Annotated in this window: 20 protein-coding genes; 3 read left to right on the top strand and 17 right to left on the bottom strand. The window is 34.6% G+C overall.

Annotated features, from left to right (window positions below; genetic code table 11):
- Window positions 1–3: 3 nt before the first annotated feature.
- The 11 genes from CN925_RS20685 to CN925_RS20640 form a co-directional block, all read right to left on the bottom strand.
- On the bottom strand, window positions 4–327 hold the full coding sequence (locus tag CN925_RS20685; protein ID WP_098848680.1) for a hypothetical protein: 324 nt from the start codon (window positions 325–327) through the stop codon (window positions 4–6).
- Window positions 302–1,552 carry a hypothetical protein gene (locus tag CN925_RS20680; protein WP_098848679.1) on the bottom strand — a complete coding sequence of 417 codons (1,251 nt, stop codon included), beginning with the start codon at window positions 1,550–1,552 and terminating at the stop codon, window positions 302–304. Before CN925_RS20680 ends, CN925_RS20685 begins: the two co-directional genes overlap by 26 nt.
- A 376-nt stretch (window positions 1,553–1,928) precedes the next feature.
- The gene (locus tag CN925_RS20675) at window positions 1,929–6,662 is read right to left on the bottom strand and encodes a DEAD/DEAH box helicase (RefSeq protein ID WP_098848678.1); all 4,734 of its coding nucleotides are present in this window, start codon (window positions 6,660–6,662) and stop codon (window positions 1,929–1,931) included.
- Window positions 6,663–6,912: 250 nt separating this feature from the next.
- Window positions 6,913–7,251, bottom strand: coding sequence for a YolD-like family protein (locus tag CN925_RS20670; protein WP_098848677.1), 339 nt, complete (start codon window positions 7,249–7,251; stop codon window positions 6,913–6,915).
- Window positions 7,252–7,417: 166 nt separating this feature from the next.
- Window positions 7,418–7,708, bottom strand: coding sequence for a hypothetical protein (locus CN925_RS20665; RefSeq protein WP_098848676.1), 291 nt, complete (start codon window positions 7,706–7,708; stop codon window positions 7,418–7,420).
- Window positions 7,709–7,788: 80 nt separating this feature from the next.
- Window positions 7,789–8,592, bottom strand: a complete 804-nt coding sequence (locus CN925_RS20660; RefSeq protein WP_098848675.1) for a hypothetical protein — start codon at window positions 8,590–8,592, stop codon at window positions 7,789–7,791.
- Window positions 8,593–8,972: 380 nt separating this feature from the next.
- A complete protein-coding gene (locus tag CN925_RS20655; RefSeq protein WP_098848674.1) occupies window positions 8,973–9,323 on the bottom strand; it encodes a P27 family phage terminase small subunit in 351 nt (116 codons plus the stop codon).
- A 116-nt stretch (window positions 9,324–9,439) separates the two neighbouring features.
- A complete protein-coding gene (locus tag CN925_RS20650; protein ID WP_098848673.1) occupies window positions 9,440–10,048 on the bottom strand; it encodes a hypothetical protein in 609 nt (202 codons plus the stop codon).
- Between the two features lie 99 nt (window positions 10,049–10,147).
- Window positions 10,148–10,321: a hypothetical protein gene (locus CN925_RS21445; protein ID WP_180233032.1), complete on the bottom strand. Its 174-nt coding sequence runs from the start codon at window positions 10,319–10,321 to the stop codon at window positions 10,148–10,150.
- A 643-nt stretch (window positions 10,322–10,964) separates the two neighbouring features.
- Window positions 10,965–12,782, bottom strand: a complete 1,818-nt coding sequence (locus tag CN925_RS20645; RefSeq protein WP_098848672.1) for a DNA primase family protein — start codon at window positions 12,780–12,782, stop codon at window positions 10,965–10,967.
- A gap of 287 nt (window positions 12,783–13,069) precedes the next feature.
- Window positions 13,070–13,360 carry a helix-turn-helix domain-containing protein gene (locus CN925_RS20640; RefSeq protein WP_098848671.1) on the bottom strand — a complete coding sequence of 97 codons (291 nt, stop codon included), beginning with the start codon at window positions 13,358–13,360 and terminating at the stop codon, window positions 13,070–13,072.
- Window positions 13,361–13,528: 168 nt separating this feature from the next.
- Here CN925_RS20640 and CN925_RS21670 point away from each other — a divergent pair, with 168 nt between their 5' ends.
- Both CN925_RS21670 and CN925_RS20630 read left to right on the top strand, forming a co-directional pair.
- Window positions 13,529–13,942 (top strand): helix-turn-helix domain-containing protein, encoded by a 414-nt coding sequence (locus CN925_RS21670; RefSeq protein ID WP_286138567.1) that lies wholly within the window; start codon window positions 13,529–13,531, stop codon window positions 13,940–13,942.
- 17 nt (window positions 13,943–13,959) lie between these two features.
- The gene (locus CN925_RS20630; protein WP_098848670.1) at window positions 13,960–15,147 is read left to right on the top strand and encodes a tyrosine-type recombinase/integrase; all 1,188 of its coding nucleotides are present in this window, start codon (window positions 13,960–13,962) and stop codon (window positions 15,145–15,147) included.
- A 99-nt stretch (window positions 15,148–15,246) separates the two neighbouring features.
- Here the strand turns inward: CN925_RS20630 and sufB are convergent, their stop codons facing one another.
- From sufB to sufC, 5 genes are read right to left on the bottom strand one after another with little or no spacing between them, the layout of a single operon-like run.
- Window positions 15,247–16,644: a Fe-S cluster assembly protein SufB gene (gene sufB, locus CN925_RS20625; protein WP_025671514.1), complete on the bottom strand. Its 1,398-nt coding sequence runs from the start codon at window positions 16,642–16,644 to the stop codon at window positions 15,247–15,249.
- Window positions 16,645–16,691: 47 nt separating this feature from the next.
- Entirely contained in the window at window positions 16,692–17,141 is a 450-nt protein-coding gene (gene sufU / locus CN925_RS20620; RefSeq protein WP_025671513.1) for a Fe-S cluster assembly sulfur transfer protein SufU, read from the bottom strand.
- Entirely contained in the window at window positions 17,131–18,351 is a 1,221-nt protein-coding gene (locus CN925_RS20615) for a cysteine desulfurase (RefSeq protein WP_098848669.1), read from the bottom strand. Before CN925_RS20615 ends, sufU begins: the two co-directional genes overlap by 11 nt.
- Entirely contained in the window at window positions 18,351–19,658 is a 1,308-nt protein-coding gene (sufD, locus tag CN925_RS20610; protein WP_098848668.1) for a Fe-S cluster assembly protein SufD, read from the bottom strand. The genes CN925_RS20615 and sufD overlap by 1 nt, the downstream gene beginning before the upstream one ends.
- Before the next feature lie 19 nt (window positions 19,659–19,677).
- On the bottom strand, window positions 19,678–20,463 hold the full coding sequence (gene sufC / locus CN925_RS20605) for a Fe-S cluster assembly ATPase SufC (RefSeq protein WP_056468759.1): 786 nt from the start codon (window positions 20,461–20,463) through the stop codon (window positions 19,678–19,680).
- A gap of 243 nt (window positions 20,464–20,706) precedes the next feature.
- On the opposite strand from sufC, the gene CN925_RS20600 reads away from it, so the two are divergent.
- On the top strand, window positions 20,707–20,952 hold the full coding sequence (locus tag CN925_RS20600) for a DUF2164 family protein (RefSeq protein WP_098848667.1): 246 nt from the start codon (window positions 20,707–20,709) through the stop codon (window positions 20,950–20,952).
- Between the two features lie 264 nt (window positions 20,953–21,216).
- Here the strand turns inward: CN925_RS20600 and CN925_RS20595 are convergent, their stop codons facing one another.
- Window positions 21,217–21,933 (bottom strand): DUF3298 and DUF4163 domain-containing protein, encoded by a 717-nt coding sequence (locus CN925_RS20595; RefSeq protein WP_098848666.1) that lies wholly within the window; start codon window positions 21,931–21,933, stop codon window positions 21,217–21,219.
- Window positions 21,934–22,273: the final 340 nt, after the last annotated feature.

Below are 22,273 nucleotides of genomic sequence, written 5' to 3'. Positions count from 1 at the left end.
ACCTCAAAGTGCTTTTGGGGGTGGGGGTAGCTCTTTCTTCACAAATGCTACCCTAATATTTTGGGTATTTAATTTTGAATCACAATGAGGGCAAGTAAATTTTTGGGCAATAATAAAATCTCGAAGTTCTTTTTTACCCATAAATTCAAAACCATGGATTAATTCTGGATCATCATTGTTACAGAAGATAAAGAATCTAGCATCAAGCACTGAATCATGAACCAAAGTTGATAAAATTGTTCCCATCAGTGAAAGTGGAATACCTGTTTTTCGGGATAAATAGTGTGGTGATGCTGTGGCATCAGGCTTGAGAATCGTCAATTCCAAGTCCAATTTCTTCAATACCTGAGAAGGAATAGATAGATTCAACTTCCTCTTTGTATTTATTAAGTTTTCGTAAAACATTATCTACTACCTCCTTCTCAGTACCTGAAGTTGTATATTTTTTTAATGAATAATACTTTTCTAATTTCTTTATAATATATGGATATTCCTTCTGGTTTTCAGCATGAATTATTCCTACATTTAAAACTTCACCGTGTTCCCACATTAAGCGAATAATATCTGCAGCTTCCGCATGACTTAAGGCTTTACCACGAGTATTTGCTCTAAATTGAGTCAATCCTCTATCGGATTGTTGTAGAAATATACGGAACGAAATTTCTCTTTCAATTCGTTTATGAATTACAATCATTTCACTTTCATATATACCCTCTATACCTCTTTTAAGCCTTAATAAAGAATCCTCCCTGTCCATATGAGGATCAAATTCTTTGAGCATTTTTATTATATCAGGCATAAACTTTTCAGAAAAATTTTCAATTTTTTCTTCTATTATAGGATTATTATGGTAAAAATATTCCTCAGAAATCTTTGCCAAAGCATTTACAATCCATTCTGGTTCTTTTAGAGTGAATTCAAGGATATTTTCCCTAAAATAGTGTAGGATAATCCAAGTCACATCATCGATTTCCCTTTTTTTACTTTCACCATATATAGAGGTGAGTCCAGCAGTTGGATGCATAAATAATATGACTGATTTGATTTTAAAATCAACAACGATATATGCAAGATAGACATGGTTTCTCAATTCGATTTGCCCATCCAGTTTTTTTACTTGTATTTGAGAGGGTGCTGCAATTGTAAAAATTACTTGTTCCTTCTCGGGTATTTTTGATACATCAACAAGTTCAATTTTTTTCAACTGATCAGGATTAATATTATATAGTGGAGTTAAATTATTAATTTGGGATTCATATAAAGAGTCTATTGTATGTTCATTCAGAAAATCCTCTTCCTCTGCCTCGTAAATAAATAATGAGTCATTCCCTTCCAATTCCACATGACAAAGCCAGGTCAAAAAAGGTGAAAATGGAACTTGACCAATCATCAAATCACGAACAACATTTTCTCTGTAATTAATATGATTTCTACCACGGATTACATTAAATTTGTCATGCAATATATTTAACCTATTAGAATCAGCTCTTGCTAAAAAATATTCAACATTACTTCTTTGCAAATCTGATAAGTCATTGTAATTCTCAATCATTACATCCCCACCCCATTGAAGCTTATTTATATATATGCTACAGACATTTTACATCACATTTACAAATAATTGCAGTTGAACTAACTGACATGCTAAAACCCTTAAAATTAAAACCATTATACCATTGATATTCAATTAGAATCTGTTTTTTTGGTCGGCAGTAAAAGACATTCTACTGTTAAGGACAGATGATTATTTAGGAAATGCATAAAACCCTTTCACTAACTGGCGGATAAAATAATAATCACCTTATTATTCGCCCTTGAAACATTACTTCCTATCCAATAATATGGACGTTTTATGGCAAAATAAAAACCCCTATAAAGGGGCTAAAATTTAGAATAACAAGGTACAGCTTTTTATAAACATTGTGACTTTATTTCAACTCTACATCTACAATTTCAAACGGTGGCAAGCTGTTTACCAAATCAACCGTTTGAACAGATACATTAATCACAGATAACAATAAATTGAAGATATACTTTTCATCATCAGAATAATCATTTGGGTCATCTGTAATTCCTGACTTCTGATCTGTTTTAACTTGATATTGATCAATAATCCATTCAATTGCAGGGCGACCATTTACCGCATATTCATAAGCTTTTTCAGGAATATTGCTAATCGTGATGTTGCTGTTAAATACGATAGTATCAAATTGACCACGTTTTGGATGTTTCATCTTTTGTACACGATACGATGGCGTTTGAGATTTGTACTCGATGTTTACTAGTTCGTACGCAGGAACACTCTCGTAATTCAAATGTAAATCTGCAAGTTTTCGACCAACTTCAACAAACTTTTCTCTGTTCTTCAAAATTGGGATACGTGGCAATGCTTTGTTTAGGTCGTTGGCATATTTTTCACGATAATGAGGTGAATGGAATACACCATAAACATAATTAAATACCTCTTCATCAGATAAACTTAGTTTGTCCTTAATATAATCCGTGATATTACTATTGTCTGTAAATAGTGATCCCAATTTACTGGAATCATTCAAGAAAAATCCTTTTCCAGTATCCATCGTATGATAATTAGGAATATTATCTAACATTAAAGCAGAAAAATCTTTAGAAATACCTATTCCAGTAATAAAGATTATTTTATTGTTATCTCCAAATACCTCTTTATATTTTGCAGGTCGATGAATAATTGGTTTATCATAGTAAAAATATTTCTTCGTAAATGGACGATATAATGACTTGGTAACATTTGTTCTACTTAATTCGATTCTTTCATTACTAACTAGTCGCTTCTTCAATCCATCAGACCATTTTATAAAAGAATCAGAATTATTGATTTTAGATAACTTTTCGTTCGAATCTTTTATGTTTTTGAGTCTATCAATTTCAGAGTTAAAATTTGCGACCATTCTTTCTGCATTAGCAATAGTCTTTTCTTTTGAGTAGCCCATTACCCAAGCATCACGAGATGTTTGTACACCCAATGAAAACACATTAAAATACGACTCATTTTCTCCAGCTATTGCAGGGTATGATAAATAGTTTTCGTCTCTTTGATTAATCCAGTCATTATTTGAATCAGGAACTATAACATTCCAGTCAATTCCATTGATTGATTTCGATGTTTCTAAAATATCTAATTTTTGTTGTTGAGTTAAGTAATCTCCTATGTCATGATAGTAAATTTCATGGTTATTGTATCCATCTTTCACCAATAAAGTGATTGCAACAGGAGTTCGACTTCCTCCACCGAAAACATTTCCCGATTCTTTTCTACGTTGTTCTCCCTGAGTTCGAGCATCTCCACGTAAATTAAATATATAAATATAATTAAACTCTTCATACCAACATTTACGTAAACCATCAGTACTCTGGCTATCTATAAATGATGCATTAGTTATAAAACCAATTACACCTTTATTCGTAATTCTATCCGACGACCATCTGAATGCTTCAATATAAGAATCAAATAAGCTATTTTTAGCAGTTGCTTTTGAGTATTTGGCATAACTATTTGTAATACTATCCTCTAACCTAGGATAAGAATTATTTTGATTATTTTCATTCCCATTTCGTTGATTTTTAGAATACGGAGGATTTCCAATAATCGCAAAAATTGGCTCTTTTCGTTGACGTTCAAGACGTTCATTATTTTCTCCAAACAAATCATCCTCAAACGAATCCTCTTTCTCCGTACTTTCAAACGTATCCGTCAAAACAATACCTTCAAACGACTTATAATCACCTTCCATAATTGAATGGAATGTTTCTTCAATATTAATCGCAGCAATGTAATAGCTCAACAGCACAATTTCATTGGCATGAAGTTCTTGAGTGTACTTACGCAACAAATCTTCCTTAGAAATCAATCCGCTCTGCAACAATCGAACGATAAACGTCCCTGTACCAATAAAAGGATCGAGTACATGAACCCCTTCATCACTAATCGACTTACCAAAGTGCTTCTTCAGCACTTCATTTACGGAATGAATAATGAAATCCACAACTTCAACTGGCGTAAACACAATTCCCAAACGCTCTGTCGTTTCCTTGAACCCTACCCTAAAGAACTTATCGTAAAGCTGAATGATAATGTCCTGTTTTGCTTTGAGGTTATCAATTCCCTCAGCACGCACACGCACGCTCTCATAGAAGTCTTCTAAGCGTTTCTGTTCCTTCACAAGCCCCTGTTCGTCCATAACTTTCAACATAGTGTCCATAGCTCGTGATACAGGATTATCATTCGCAAAACTATATGAATCAAACAATGCTTCAAATACTGGTTTCGTGATCAAGTGTTGAGCCAACATTTCAATGGCTTGTTGGTCTGAAATGGCACCATTGATGTTATGCCGTAGTCCTGATACGAATTTTTGGAAAGCGTTGTATGCCTCACTATTCGTATCTTCCAGCATTACTTGAATGCGCATCATGTGTTGCTGAGCAATTTCCGCAACGTCTTTCGACCAATCTTCCCAATATCGTACATTACCGACCTTCTTTACGATCTTTCCGTAAATCGCACGTTCAATGTCCGAGAAATCTTCTTCATCAAGATTTAGCGACAACTGTTCTATTACTGGCTCTGCTATGGTAAATCCGCCTTCACTTTCGTCTGGGGCAGAACCTACCCCAATAACTTGTAACTGTTCAGGTTTCTTCTTGTTCAATTCCAATTTATTGATTGTTGCATCAAAACGTTCATCTAGTGAACGCAACGCATTTAGAACGTCCCATACTACTTGATACTTTTCATTTTTACCTAACACCGTATTTTCATCAACACCAGCTGGAATACCAATAGGAAGAATGACATATCCATAATCTTTTCCTTCTGCTTTACGCATAACACGCCCAACAGCTTGTGCAATATCAATACGTGATTTACGAGGTTTTAAGAACATAACAGCGTCCAGATCAGGCACGTCTACACCTTCTGTAAGGAATCGTGCATTAGAAAGGATACGACATGTGTTTGGTGGAACTTCCGCTTTCAACCAAGAAATCTTTTCATTCTTTTGCAACGCATTCATTGAACCATCTGCATGATCAATTTCAACTCGAACTGTCTCTGTTTGGTCTCCTGACTCATTGATATACATATCCACAACTTCGGTGAACATTTCTTTAATCAATTTCGACTCACGAATCGTTCCAGCGAAAGCAATCGCACGTTTCATAGGATTGGCAGAAATCACGTTAGAATTGCTCTTACGTTTAATTAAACCATTCCAACAACCGATAATTTTCGTTACATCATCAAATTCAAGTTCTGTATCTTTTTTATTCGCCAACATAGTTTGAAAACGACGAGCAATCACTTCTTCATCAACGGCTAGAACCATTACCTTATAGTCCGTTAAAATCCCTTTGTTTACTGCATCTCCAAAGCCAATACGGTAAAACTCTTCACCATAAATGTTTTCATCGTTCATATCCGCAATAATGACAGACATTTCATCTGCTTTCTGCTGGGCATCTTCTCCATAAATCCGAGGCGTTGCTGTTTGATACAAACGTTTCTTAGCTTTAATATTGTTATCGCTATGCACTTTCACAAAAGGGCTAGCTTCTTTTCCTGCTTCTGTTGCACCAGTTGTACGGTGCGCTTCATCACAGACAACCAAATCAAACTCATAGAAACCATTCTTCTGTGCCTCACTGATTACATCAATTGACTGATACGTTGAAAACACTACTAAGAACTTGCTATGACTTTTAGCTGAGTCAATATCTTTCTGACGTTCCAATAGCTTTTGATAATCCGTTGTCGCTGGATAACCCAAGTCTGCTGCTGCAATATCCTCAAACTCATTTTCACCTTTTTCCTTCTTTGTAACTTTTCTATCCGAACAAACTGCAAAAGTATCCATATCTTGACGATATTTAGAATCCGCAGTCCAACCTCTCAATGATTGAGAAAGCAACTGAATACTAGGAACAAGATACAATACCCTAAAGGTTCCATCTTTCTTCTCTGCCATCTTCTCAGCAATTACCATAGAAGTATAGGTTTTCCCTGTACCTGGAGCCATAATCAGCTTTCCACGATCAACAGACCCAAATCCATTTACTACTGCCTCAATCGCTGGAATCTGATGAGGTCGTGGTTGTTTAGCAGTTTTCAATTCAACTATCTTCGGTTTCTCAACTGAAAACTTTGACCAATCAATTTCACTATCACGCAACTGAGACAACCCAATACGAGCAATATTCTTATCACGATTCAACAGAGCGTCATTCGCATTACTGCTCCACTTATCCGTTGAAGTAACAATAATCCCTTCTGCATAATAGCTCTTCCCTACTTCGTTTAGGAAAGAATCAATATGAGACTTTTGTATTGTCGTATCTTTCGAATAATACTTACATTGAATAGCAACCAACTCACCAGTTTCCCTATTCCGAGCAACCAAGTCCACACCAGTATCTTTCTTAGGAACTCCATACTCTTCAGGAACACTCCCCAACATCCATACTTCATCAAACAAACGTGCATACATAGGCTCATGTTTCAAATATGCTGTAACCAACAATTCAAAAAGTGTCCCACGATCACGTTGGACCATATCCTTTCCTTCTAAATCATGGATTATCTTATCAAATGAATGGCTTACCGCTTGATAAACTGTTGTTTCTTCCATATATATTCAACCCTCCAAAACTACACCTAAACACTAAGTCTCAATGCTGCTAATGTCTACCTCAAGTTTATCATACTAGCCTCAGCACTATACTTCAAAAATTTTAATAGCAGTTGCTCTTTACTTTTTTTATGGATGAAACAGACCATTTTTAGTTGCTTGAATTCTTACCATCCCTAATAGATGCCATTTAAATAATAAGACAAAAAAATGCCAACCCATAAAAGGCTGACTAAATGTATGAGGTCGCTTAATTCAAAACCTTGACTCCAACAACTCTATCGAATGCCACCCGTTCATATTCGCCAGGCTTCTCCTCAATCCGCAACTCATGCGTTATCGGATCGATATAATGAACACGCCCAGTCATTTCATGAGTATATCCATTATTCCATATTGTCAGCTTTACAGCATGGCTGTATTCCATTGCGTAAGCAATACGTAGGTCAAACTCCTCCGCTTGATATTCGTCTAATATTGGCTTAGCAGTCCGAGCTTGGTCCTTAAACATTTCTCTGGTCATTTCGAATGCTAGCGGTATGAAAGAAGCCGATTGCCATTTCATTTTACCACGGTCACGAATAGTCATAATGAATCATCTCCTTTGATACCATTATATACGAACTGACGTTCTGTATGTGAATAAATTAAAAAGACCAACTTTTCAGCGGTCTTTGTTTTTCATATTCACCCACAGCAAGACAGTTCACCTTCGGGCGAGCTTTTTTGTTTTATTTGTGCATTTCGAGTTTTGTCTAAAATAAATCTGGTCTTCTTTGTTTAAAGTAATACGGACGACTTTCTATAAAATCAACCGCTTCATAATCACTTAACACTTCAGTTCTCCTATCTTCAAATGGTTCATTTTCCTTTCCGTCAAAGAATTTACCTGTAGTAATTTTAGTTACCTCAATAGTCCCACAGGATACACTCATTTCTTTTTGATAACTATTTTTACTGTAACCATCACTGTATGGTTGATACGTATGACTTATACCATCAAATTCTCCTGCTTTAAGGGCAGCTAAAACCTCTTCTCTTTTCATTTGACCGTTCCTTTCTGACACCAATTCTTCATTTATATTGTATAATTCTTGGAAAGGCTCCCTTTATCTCCAGTCTTATTTCAATCTTCCATAAATCCATCATTAGTTGTTGCAATGTCCCTTATTTCTTTCTCCACCTCTGGACTAATCCATGGGCTTAGATTATAGTGCATATGAAATTCTTCTTGACTAACTCCAATTTGCCTATGGACCCACTTAATTAGATTCCAGTAAGTATCTACTGCAAACAAGACATGGTTTATATCCAAAAGACCAAATACAGGATCTGGCAGTTTTCCATTATAACTAGTCAATGACTTATCATTGGACATACCTACTACTTTGTCATGAACATGATCGTTCCTAAATTTAAATAGTATTTTTAGGTCACCAAAAGGATTGTCAGCCGCATCAGTTCGGTACTCTATGCCTGTTGAGATTTTAACAACTTTAATCCATTTCTTTACGGTACTCAATTTTGTAAATTCATCAGTATAAGGAAGCTGTTTTCCATTAAGTTTCCCTTTGCGTCCGTGATGTTTTGCAAGATAGTATGCAAATGAATTTATGTATGATTCTAAGGTAAAACATGTGGTAAGAATAGTAGTTAAACACTGATTATGTAAAGCTGACTGTATTGCTGCCCCTCTAATAGCATCATCTAAGCTCATTCCATTTGTTTTTATTAGCTCTTCTGCCTCACTAGGATCAATCTCTCCTTTCTCCATCTTAGCCGCTATTTCTTTTGAATACTGAATTTGTGATTTTTGGGAAAGGGAAACTATGTTCAGCTCTTTTGTGTCTTGGGCTGCGTTATACACTCCGTGTTTTATACAATCTGATAATCGAACCAAACCCGATTTTTTTTGTTCCTGAAAGAGCATAATTCCACCTCCTTATGAGTTATAGAAAATTTTTAAATAGAAAATGGCATTTCTTACAAATAATTCTACAGTATATTTCTATAATCTGCATTAAATAAACCTTTACATTTTATCAATCAGTGCATGCTTTATTATGCAAAACAAAAAAAGAGCAGCTATCTAAAATAGCTGCCAAAAGATTGGAGGATTAGTTTACAACTAATAAATTTCAAAAAGCACTTGAAATTAATACGGCAGGTTTTATACCTGGACTTTTAACTTTTGCAGCCGCCTTTGAAGTATGCCTTTTGTTTTTTCAAATCGGTTTAATTTTGATTCTCGTTGGTTCAGATATTCGACTGAACGATGAACTTGATAGGATAGAATTTTGTACACCTCCTTCAATTAAAATTACTTAGTGCCTCTTCCAATTTGCTTAATTTCTTGTTTGCATTTTTAGTTTCATCATTGATTTTTCTTAGTCCCATAGGAGTCAACCCCAAGCAATTTGAATAAGTCAAAATGTCTTTTCTTAGGGTTTCTAAGACACCAATCAGAGGACTTTTTTTCATGCTGTCATTGTTCCTTGTTGTCGGTTCAATCACTTTAAACTTCGACTTTCTTAGTTCTCTTAAGAGGTCATTATAATGCTCGATTAAGCCCGAATAAATTTGAATGGTCTGGTCAAATTCTGGTCTGTAGATTCCCAGCCGCTGCATATTTGCTTTGGTCTGGTTCTCAATCTTGCACATATTGTCACCTCCAACTTTTTTTCAAATGTACTGTGTATTTAGAAAAGCCTCCCTTGGCGCCGGTCTTCCCATAAGGCAAGATGCTAATAAAATTGAGGGGGGATATCTTTAACTAATCATTTGTTCAAGTACTCAAGCAAATGATTGTTCAGCACTTCTTGCAACATTCTATCTTCCACCGTTGTCCCGTTCATTGGTGTCCGTTGTCTTTTCACCTTTTCTTTCAACTCTTCGTCCTGCAGTTCTCTCTCAAAACGCTTATACAACTTTTCTCGTAAATCTTTATCCAGTGTTAGTGACACAGGTATCTTTCTTTTATCATGTCGAATTTTACCTTGCCGTTCTCGTTCTGCTATTTCTTCTTGAACTAACTTTTGGTTAAGAGAATAAACAATGCCTCTAAGATAGTCAGCTACGTCCAGTCCTAATGCAGCAGCTTCATTTATCAACGCTTTCCGTACATCCTTTTCAAGCCAGACTGTGCCCTGATTATTATGCCGCCCTGTTTTTGAAAGTGTCACTTCTTTAAGACTATGCCTTTCATCGATCGCCTTCCGTATGGTTTCAGCATAAGGATCTACATTCCCGTGTAAGTTCCAACGGCTGGTTAGGCTATTTAACGCTTGAGCATCTTGATGACTTAAGTAAAATCCAATAAGGTTCTCTTCTGGCGGTCTTACAAACCCCTGAACTTTTTCTATCACATTTAAATTATTTATTTTCACGATTCCACCTAGCCCTCTTCATTTCTTTAAAATTATATTTTGTTCTCAATGCTGTAATTTTTTTAGAAGGAGCGCCTACAATCTTGTAAACATATTCGCTCATGGATTTGCTTTATCTCCTCTAGAATTTAATTGTTCTAAACCTATTTTGAGAAAAAAGTTATCTTGGTATTGTCGAGCTTTAGCCTTGTTTTCTGGTTTCTGCCGATATTGGCGATAATATGCTTTCCGTCCTTCATCAATCAGCGCTTGAATCTCGGCATCTTTTTTCACTATTTTCACCGCACTTCTTGTCATTTTGATTTATTTTATTATGTGTATTTTAGTCGATTTTTACGCATACTAAAGACTTTTGTATACCATTAAAAAGACCTCTAGCAAAGATTTATAGATGTAATCGACGGTTTAAGGGTGTTGTTTTTCCACCCTTCACGTTTCCTTTCACCTATTCAACAAACAAATTCTCATTCTTACCAACAAGATTGTAGTTTTTGAATTGGATTGTAGTTTTGTTGTAGTTGGGTTCAGCCTTACAGCCGCAAGGGCTTTGGATTACAAAATACAAAAATACATTTTGTTAATTAATTTATTTTTATTAATTCTTCATGTACCTTAAAAAAATATAAGATAGAGAATGGGTACCAAAATTAAGTTATATTTAATTTTTCAATTTAATATTTGTATAAAATATTATTTTTTTTAAAAAATGTATTTTTGTATTTTTCCACTTCACTCCCTTGATATTACTGGGCTAATGCCCACTACAAAAAAAATACATTAACTACAATTTTGTACTAGATTGTAGTTTTTTCTTGCGAAATTTTGCATTTTTTTATTAAAAAATGAAGGTGTAGGCTTTTTTGTAAAAAATAAAATGGGTACCCTTTTGCTTTTGGGAACCCATTTCGTAAAATAACTAGTTTTCTTTAAACACTCGTTCTGGTTTTCCTTTAACCGTTGTAGGTTTGACAACCAAATTATGAACTTCCATGATACTTTCTTTCAATTGTATGCAATTAATTGGAGGTCTTCCACCGTAATTTTCTTTATGCCATGTCGCAAAATCATCGCCCTTATTATCGTTGTAGACTTGAGGGGAACGTTTATTAATAAAAAAATCTTTACCTTTTGCCCGAATCCAACTTAAGGCAGTATTATTTTCTTCATGGTAATTGTCCGTACAATCTTGAACCTTTTGGCATTTTGTAAATGCCCTTTTTTCATATAATCGGAAATATGCTTCCATGACAAGCCGTAACATATATTCTAGAGCATCCTGCTGCGTTAATTTTTTTTGAAGATCGGGATCTTTGACAATTGGTTTTTCAAAAGCAGGACACCATATTAACCTTCTTTTCCAAGCATTCCCTTTTTCACTTGATGTCAAAATATGATTTGTACTATATATGTGAGTTGCCGTTAGAACTTCTTCTGTTGAGTTTTCATACATTTTTCTTATTTGTATCGGATCATTGGATGCTAAATTTTTAAGCGCCTTCGTTGTCCTAGCATTAATCGGTTTGTTTTCAAGATCATCCCCACAATTAGCTAGTTTATTTCTCAAACTAAATAAATACTTTTCATCTATAATATTCTCAAGTGAAAGAGAGGACACGTTTTCCCCTCCTAACAGCGCACGGATTATATTCAGCAGCACTCCTTTGCCGTTTTTTCCGTCTCCATGAAAAAACGTAATTCGCTGAAAATCCTCAAACCGTTTTACATTCGGATCTGTAATCAAACAAAGTGCAATGGTTTCTAGGATAAAATTCCGATAATCCTCATCATCTCCAGTGAAGAAATTTAGAAACCTGTCTACCACTGGAACCGATTCAGCGTGAGGATCATACCGAAGATTGATATAATGAGGTGTAAAACCTGTAAAATCAATAGGGTACCATTCACCATTATACAAACAACCATTTTGAAATTTGATTGACCAACCGTCTTGAGGTTTTTCTATTGATGGGGAATGAATCTTGATTTGCTTTACGACCTCATTCAAATATCTTGAACTAACCCCAAAACCTTTTAATTCCCTAATGACATTTTGGGCAAGAAAATCACCCGTACGAAAGCATTTATGATGGTATGTGTAAAGCGAATCATTAAATTTTACAGTCTTTAATTTATGAATTAATTTTTCGGCAACCTCTTGTTCATTGTTTTTTTCAATTTTGAGGTTATCATCTAATTGTTCATTAATTTCATATTGTCGTTCTTTTAATATTTCATCAATAAATTGCAAAATCTCTTCATGGTATTCCAAATGTTTGATTATACGTTTATAATCAAACAGCAAATTTTTTCTTCTGTTAAATAAATTAAAAATCCTTTTCGGATTTCCATGAATAAGACTCGTATTTATTGCTGAATCGCTCAAACCTTCGAAAAAATTTTTTGCATCAATAAAGGAGGTTAAAAAATCGGGCAATTCTTGTTCCAGATCGTCCAGATTAAGATCGACCTCTTTAGCTGAACATAATTCCCAATTCATTTTGAAACCCAAAACACACAGACCTTCTGGTTCGTGAACATAATTCTCAGGTTTCCTAAAATACATTCGAGCATAATCTTCATCCAAATCAAGTTTTTGAATATCAAAATAATCAGTCATGACATCCACAATCTTTTCTAAATCTATATCCAAATCGTCACTTGAAATTGTTGCTACTATAATTTCATCGGTCTCTTTTTTTGTCTTTGCTGCTTCGGTTGCTATTTTCGTTTTCATTAAAAAACTCCTTAATCATTGATATTTCTTCCCTCCAAGGAGATGAAATTACAACAATAAAAGAGTGACATTATTATGCTTAAACTTGTTCTATGGTGGCATAATGATTAATGAACTTCTTTTTTGATTATAATTTCAACCTTGGCAAAAGGTTATAAATAGGCTATGACAAAAGGGAAGGTTGATTAATCACATTGGCATGCAACTACAAAGAAGGCTCATAGCTATCCGCTATGGGTCTTCTTGCTTTTTGTCAAAGCCTATTCCATGCTGAAGTTATTCTTTTCTTAATTGCAATCTACAATGCCACCATTCTTTCGAACATCACTTGACCAACGTTTGATATATTCCTCTACCTCTTTACGAGGAAATAACCACTTCTTACCCACTCGCAAAGAAGGAAAATTCGGATTGGAAATAAATAATTTTTCTACTGTTGGTCTGCTTAGTGAAAGCATTTTGCAAAGTTCATTAACATCTATAAACAACTTCTGTTCCTCAATTTCATCCACACGTTTACGGACTTCTTCTAAATATAATTTCTTTAATTCATTTTCGTCTAAAGAAATGTTAAGCATTTGCTTATTCCTCCTTGGTGTATTTTTTAAAACATTTTACTCTTTTTTGCCATAAACTATAGTTTATAAAAAATATTATATCACCATAAACTACATTTTATACAAACTATAGTTTACACATTATAAATTATTGTTTATAATTGTAATTAAAAGGGAGAGTGATTATTAATGAAAAAATTTGCAGATTATCTCAAAAAGAAAAGAGAAGAAAAAAACCTTTCAATGAATAAACTTGGGGAATTATCAGGTGTTTCTGCTATGTACATTTCACATCTTGAAAGCGGCAAACGAGATAGACCTTCTCCAGAAATTATAGAAAGATTGGCAAAAGGTTTAGATGAACCATATGAAAATTTAATGGCAGCAGCAGGATATATTGATGCATCTGATTTTATTAAAATAAAAAACGAAAAAAACAGACAGGAAGATATAGAATGGTCACTAGCAGAGCAAGAACAGGAACCGTTCCACCTTGATTTTTTATTAGATTCCAATCATCCAATATTTTTTCAGGACAGGCTTTTGACCAAAGAAGAAAAAGCAAAAATAAAAAGCGTTATCGAAATCATTTTAAAAGGTTAAGAAGGGGAAAAGACAGCATGGCAAACATAAGAAAATTACCAAGCGGAAATTATCAGGTGCAAATTTATATAGATGGAAAATTAAAAGGTATCGGAAGTTTCAAAACAAAAAAAGAAGCTGAAATTGCTGCTGCAAAAACCGAAGAAAGAAAATACTATAGCCAAACTATAGCGGATAGAAACATGCCATTTGAATATGTTGTGGAACAATGGCTGAAATGGAAAAAGCAATCAACAAAGCCTTCAACATTCAGACAGCTTGAAGTAATTATAAAAAATCATGTGATGCCTGCCTTTGGTCATAAAAAAATTGCAAAAATCACAAGGATAGAAGTGAAAGATTGGCTTGCAGCCTTTGGAGAACTTGATAAGAATGGAAAGCCTAAATATTCAATAGGGTCAAGGCGAAAATATCTATCGGTGATAAAAAGTATTTTGTTTTATGCCGTTCAAGAACTTCAGGTGCTTGAAAAGAATCCAGCAGATAGATTGAAGATAGAAGTTCAAGACAATGTTGCTTTGAAAAAAGAAGATGAAAAAGTGAAATATTTCAGCCTTAATGAAATGAATCAACTTTTGGATTATTTAAGAACCTACAAGCATCAAAGGTTCCCTGAATACCGTTTGTATTACATGTTGATTATGTTACTATACAAAACGGGTTTAAGAATATCAGAAGCCCTTGCATTAGGATGGGAAGATGTTCAAGGAAATACGATTGATATCAACAAGCAAACAAGCCGTGATGATAATAACAAAGTGCAGCTTACAACATTGAAAAATGATTCATCTTATCGTGTAATCAGCATCGATGAAGAAGTTATTCGTGAACTGAAAAAATTCAAGGCAAAACAAAATGAACTGATTCTTGGAAATCCAAGATTCAAGAAAAATAATGATGGAATCATCTTTCAAAATTATAATGGGCATTATCTCACACCTTCAATCATTCGTGAAACGATTCAGAACTATCATAAGGCTTCAGGGGTTGAATATAGGGGCTTACATGCTTTCAGGCACACTCATGCCACTTTACTCCTTGAATCAGGTGTAAGTGAAATATATATAGCAAAAAGATTAGGTCATAAAGACACAAAAGAATTAAGTAGAACATATGGGCATATTACAGGAAAAATTCAAACAGATGAACTTGCAAAGTTCACTGCTTACGTCACAAATAATCATGTTAAAAATAACTTCAATTAACGTTAAAATAATTTCAACTTTGCACGAACTTTGCACGAAATTAAACTTTGTACATGCAAACATAAGAAAAACCCTTGATATACAAGGGTTAATCATTTGTTATCCAATAGAACCTTCCATTTCGAATTTAATCAGACGGTTCATTTCAACTGCATATTCCATCGGTAATTCTTTTGTAAATGGCTCAATGAAGCCCATTACGATCATTTCTGTAGCTTCTTGCTCAGAAATACCACGGCTCATTAAGTAGAATAATTGCTCTTCAGATACTTTTGAAACTTTCGCTTCATGCTCAAGAGAAATATTGTCGTTTAAGATTTCGTTGTATGGAATTGTATCAGAAGTTGATGCATTATCCATAATTAACGTATCACACTCGATATTTGAACGTGATCCAGCTGCTTTACGACCGAAGTGTACGATACCACGGTACGTTACTTTACCACCATGTTTTGAAATAGATTTCGAAACAATTGTAGATGAAGTATTTGGAGCTAAGTGAATCATTTTAGCACCAGCATCTTGGTGTTGTCCTTTACCTGCAATTGCAATAGAAAGTGTTAGGCCACGAGCACCTTCACCTTTAAGGATAACTGCTGGGTATTTCATTGTTAATTTTGAACCAATGTTTCCATCGATCCATTCCATTGTTGCGTTCGCTTCACATACAGCACGTTTCGTAACTAGGTTGAATACGTTATTCGCCCAGTTTTGAATTGTTGTATAGCGGCAGTATGCATCCTTCTTAATGATGATTTCTACTACTGCAGAGTGAAGTGAGTTTGTTGTATAAACAGGAGCAGTACATCCTTCAACGTAATGTACGTGTGCACCTTCGTCAGCGATAATTAATGTACGCTCAAATTGACCCATATTTTCTGAGTTAATTCGGAAATATGCTTGTAATGGCGTATCAACTTTAACACCTTTTGGTACGTAGATGAATGATCCACCAGACCAAACAGCTGAGTTTAATGCAGCAAATTTGTTATCTGTAGGAGGAATTACTTTTCCAAAGTGCTCTTTGAAAATTTCTTCATGCTCACGTAATGCTGTGTCTGTATCAGTAAATAAGATACCAAGATCAGTTAAGTCTTGTTTCATGCTGTGGTAAACTACCTCAGACTCATACTGCGCAGATACACCAGCTAAATACTTTTGTTCAGCTTCAGGAATACCTAATTTATCAAAAGTATTTTTGATTTCTTCAGGTACTTCATCCCAAGACTTTTCTGTTTTCTCTGATGGTTTTACATAGTAAGTAATTTCATCAAAGCGTAAATCTGCTAAGTCTCCACCCCATTGAGGCATTGGCATATCATAGAAATGTTGTAAAGATTTTAAACGGAAATCTAACATCCATTGTGGTTCATTTTTCATACGTGAAATTTCTTCAACGATATCCTTTGTTAAACCACGCTCTGAACGGAAGATTGATACGTCACGGTCATGAAAACCATATTTATAATCACTAATATCCGGCAAATTAGTAGACATTATTCATACTCCCTTCTTATAGAAGAGGAGGATTAAAGCTCAGAGGATTATTCCTCTGATTTTAAGCCCTTCTCCATCGCTTTCCATGCAAGTGTTGCACATTTAATTCGTGCTGGAAACTTTGAAACACCTTGAAGTGCTTCAATATCATCTAAATCGATTGATTCATCGTATTCTTTTCCAAGCATCATATCTGAAAATATTTGAGCAAGCTGTAGGGCTTCCTCTATTTTTTTACCTTTAATTGCGTGTGTCATCATTGAAGCTGACGCCATTGAAATTGAACATCCTTCACCGTCAAAACGAGCATCTGATACAATTCCATCATCAACCTTTAAACGAAGTTCAATGCGATCACCACAAGTAGGGTTATTCATGTTTATTGTTACATCGTTTTCTGATATGGCCCCTACCCCTTTGTTACGAGGGTTTTTATAATGGTCCATTATCACGCGACGATATAATGCATCTAGATCAATGTTTCGATTAATAGACATCGCTGAAATACTCCTTCGTTTTAAGTAATCCTCTTACAAAAGCATCTACATCTTCTTTTGTATTATACAGATAAAAACTTGCACGAGCAGTAGCAGATACCTTTAACCATCTCATTAATGGCTGTGCACAATGATGGCCAGCTCGAACAGCAATTCCTTCTACATCTAAAACAGTTGCAACATCATGTGGATGCACATCTTCCACATTAAATGTAACTAACCCTGCACGATGCTTCGGACCATAGATTGTTACTCCTTTTACAGTAGATAACTGTTCAAGTGCATAATTCGCAATCTCATGTTCATGCTTTTCGATATTATCCATACCAATTTCTGTTAAGAAATCAATAGCAGCGCCTAAACCTACTGCACCAGCAATGATTGGCGTACCGCCTTCAAATTTCCATGGAAGTTCTTTCCAAGTAGAATCTTGTAAGTCAACGAAATCAATCATTTCCCCACCAAATTCAATTGGTTCCATGTTTTCAAGTAGATGTTTTTTACCATAAAGTACACCAATACCTGTAGGAGCACACATTTTATGACCAGAAAATGCGTAAAAATCACAATCTAAGTCTTGAACGTCGACCTTCATATGAGGAGTACTTTGTGCGCCATCAACAAGCATGATTGCACCATTTTGATGAGCAATTGCAGCAATCTCTTTTACAGGGTTAATTGAACCAAGTACATTTGAAACGTACATAATCGCAACTATTTTTGTATTTGAGTTAATTGTAGCTCTTGCTTGCTCAACGCTGATTGAGCCATCTTCTTCTAATGGTAAATATTTTAATGTTGCTCCAGTAGATTTAGCAACTTGTTGCCAAGGAATAATGTTACTGTGATGTTCCATATAAGAAATCACAATTTCATCTCCAGCTTTTAAGTTCGTTCTTCCGTAGCTAGCAGCAACTGTATTAATTGCAGTAGTTGTACCTCTAGTAAAAATAATCTCTTCAATTGATGATGCATTTATAAATTTTCGAACTTTATCACGAGCTCCCTCGTATGCATCAGTAGCTCTTGTTCCTAGAGTGTGTACACCTCTATGAACATTAGAATTAATTTCTTTATAGTAGTTCGCAACAGCTTCTATTACTTGAACAGGTTTTTGTGAAGTTGCAGCACTATCCAGATATACTAAAGGATGTCCATTTACTTCTTGATTTAATATCGGAAAGGCTTCACGGATTGCTTTAACATCCATTACTTAACCTTCCTCTCAATTACGTCTACAAGCATTTTTTTAACTTCTTCAATTGGTAATTCCGAAACTACAGGTGCTAAGAATCCGTGAATAACTAAGCGCTCTGCTTCTTTCTTCGGAATACCGCGACTCATTAAGTAGTAAAGTTGAGTTGGATCCACTTTACCAACAGAAGCAGCGTGACCTGCCATTACATCGTTTTCATCAATTAATAGAATTGGGTTTGCATCTCCACGAGCTTTTTCACTAAGCATTAATACACGTGAAGTTTGTTGTGCATTAGACTTAGATGCGCCGTGTTCAATTTTCCCAATACCATTAAAGATTGAAGTAGCAGAATCTTTTGATACACCATGTTTTAAAATCCAACCTTCAGATCCTTTACCAAAGTGCGTAATGTTTGTAGTAAAGTTCTGAGTTTGATCACCACGGCCAACAGTAACCATTTTCATGTCACCGAAAGAACCGTCTCCAATTAAGTTTGTAACATTTTCGAAAACTGAGTTTCCATCGTTCATAAGGCCAAGTGCCCACTCGATTTTGCTATCGCGACCAGCGTGACCACGACGAACAACATAAGCAGTAACACCTTTAGCTAAAGTATCAACAGCACCATATCGTACTTTTGCATTATCTAATGTAATTACTTCTGTAACGACATTAACAACAGCTGCCTCTAAATCAGCAGATGTAGAAACATAGTTTTCAACATAAGTAACTTCACTGAATGCATCTGCAACAACAAGAACGTGGTTATATGCAGGAACGTTTTCTCCATCTACAACAAAAATAGATTGGATTGGTTTTTCTAATACAACATTTTTAGGGATGTATAAGAAAGCTCCACCATTTACTAATGCTGCATGTAAAGCGATTAATTTATTTTCATCGACTTTTACAGCCTCTGTCATAAAATATTTTTTCACAAGATCTTCGTGATCTTTAATCGCTGTGTGTAAATCTACGAATATTACACCTTTTTCTTTTGCTTCAGAAGAAAGAGAGTGATATACAGCAGAACCATTATATTGTACATAAACTGATTGATCAGTGTCTTCATTCATTAAAGATGTTACTGACTCTGGTAATTGATCTTTTGTAGGAACATTTCCAGTTGTAACATTAAATTCTTTTCCAAAGAAATCCCATTTAGAGATATTTGTTTTATCTGGCTTTGGAAGAGAAAGTGATTCAGCTTTTGCTAGTGCATTCAAACGAAACTCTGTGAAATATGCAGGTTCATTTAGTAATGCAGAAAGCTGCTTAACTGTTTCTTGACTAAATGGAATTGTAGTACCAGTTGTCATGAGAATCCCTCCTATCCGATTAAGCTTCTTGCCCAACAGTCTCGTCTTCGATACCTAACTCTTGTTTAATCCAGTCATATCCTTCAGCTTCTAAACGAGCTGCTAATTCAGGACCACCTGATTTTACAATACGACCTTGCATCATAACGTGAACGAAGTCAGGAGTAATGTAGTTTAATAAGCGTTGGTAGTGAGTGATGATTAAGCAACCAAACTCTTCTCCACGCATTTCGTTAACACCTTTAGAAACCACTTTTAATGCATCGATATCTAAACCTGAGTCAATTTCGTCAAGAATAGCAATTTTAGGTTGGATCATCATCATTTGAAGAATCTCATTACGTTTTTTCTCTCCACCTGAGAAGCCTTCATTTAAGTAACGTTGAGCCATTTCTGGATCCATTTCTAAGAATTCCATGTTTTTATCTAATGTACGGATAAATTTCATTAATGAAATTTCATCGCCTTCTTCACGACGTGCATTCATTGCTGAACGTAAGAAATCTGCGTTTGTTACTCCGCTAATTTCACTTGGGTATTGCATAGCAAGGAAAAGACCAGCTTGAGCGCGCTCATCAACTTCCATTTCTAAAACATCGTTGCCATCAAGCTCGATGCTACCACCGATTACTTCATATTTAGGATGACCCATAATCGCAGAAGATAAAGTTGATTTACCTGTACCATTTGGTCCCATGATTGCGTGAATTTCTCCACCTTTTACTTCAAGGTTTACACCTTTTAAAATTTGCTTTCCTTCAATTGCTACTTGAAGGTCTTTTATTTTTAATGTAGAAGCTCCCATTTTACACCCTCCATAATATTACATAAAAATTCTATAAAATAGAAAATGGCTATTTTAAGTTCATTCTCATTTTATTCTCATTCTAATCTTAAAGCAATTAAAAAGTATTTTCAAGCCGTGCACTATTTTACCAAAAAAGTTTTATTACGTGTAAATATTTTTCTCAAAAAATGAATGAATAGAGATACTATATATATAGGAAATAAAAAATCTAATATTACAACTAAAAAAGAGGAGAATTAAATGTCTAAAACTACTAAGCTTTCGCCAGATCAACAAAAATTTGCGATTCATCAACTACAAACGTATTTCATACAAGAAAGAGACGAAGAGTTAAGTGAATTAAGTTCAATGTTGCTATTAGACTTTATATCACAAAAACTTGGACCAATGTTTTACAATAAGGGAGTTGAAGACTCCCAAAAATTTATGTCCGAACGAGTTGAAGATCTTTATGCTTTATTACTAAAAGAACAGATTGAAGATTAAGTTGTTTTAGTAAACTTCTTTGTTTTTTGTTTTTTTACGACCTTTAACACACCTTCTTAATCGTACATACTTTATTTTAGATTATTCAATATTAATATAGTTGTTCAACTTATTCTTATATTGTTAAAACAAATGAATGTTTTCATGCAGACTCTACCATTATTTACGAAAATGTTTATTTTCATTAATCAAGTTTATCAAATAAACAAAGAAAAGAACCTTTTTTTTACATGAAGGTCCTTTTTCTTTGTTAATAAATATACTTTATTGATAAACCTGCACAGGTATAAAGACTTCTGGCATGCCTGCAGCGTATGCAGCTACTTCATATTCTTTAAAAATTAATTTTATGCCCGCATGGTCAAATGCCCATAATCGATTTTTGTCACTTAAGTCAATCTCGTTAGGAGATTTTATTAATACATATCCTTTATATTTCTTTTGTAATTGCTGATAAGCATATTCTTGTACGGATTTTGTATTTTCGTTTATTAACTTAGACAACGGAACTACTTCACCTGTTTTTACGTCAAAATTATATGTAGTACCAATTGTCATTCCATGTGCTCCACCTGTATATGAATATTCATTATAAATAACACTTAATTTATCAAGATTATTATATAGTACTTTATAAGTAAAAACATATTCATATGGTCTCCACGGCCCTTGGCTAGCATCCCATTTTGACTTTGCTTCTTTCTCGTCTTCTAATAGCTTCAAACGATTACTATTGGCTAAATCAGCACCTTGTTTTAAGATCCCATTGATCTTTTGTTGTGCTTTTGAATTAGATGCTCCACTTATTTGAGGAAACTTAATCGGGGCATCATTTAGTTTTTGTTCAGTAATTTTAATATGTCTCGTTAATGCGTTTTCATTGATCTCGGCTTTCGATTCCGCATTAACAAATTTAATAGAGCACAAATTAATACTGCTAGTCATGATGATTAATAAAAAATAATATAGAAACTTTTTCACTAGACTCCTCCTACTATCTTTATTAAAAAATAGTATGAGTTTCTTTTAATTTATTTATGAAATATTTTATAAGAGTCAAAAATTTTACATTCAATCCACGGACAGTTATTCAGCTCATTTTACTCACAGTTTCCTTCCTCATAAACCGCTTATGAGGAAGTACCTTTCCATTTTTCCCTTGTTTTCTTCCTCATGAACCTCCTATGAGGAAGTACCTTTCCATTTTTCACTGATTTCCTTCCTCATGAACCTCTTATGAGGAAGTACATTTCCATTTTTCACTGATTTCCTTCCTCATGAACCTCTTATGAGGAAGTACCTTTCCATTTTTCGCTTGTTT

Source organism: Bacillus sp. AFS055030 (genome assembly GCF_002574545.1).
GTDB lineage: Bacteria > Bacillota > Bacilli > Bacillales > Bacillaceae_G > Gottfriedia.
The sequence above is the reverse complement of the archived record's forward strand: the minus strand, read 5'-3'. Positions and strand labels throughout refer to the sequence as shown.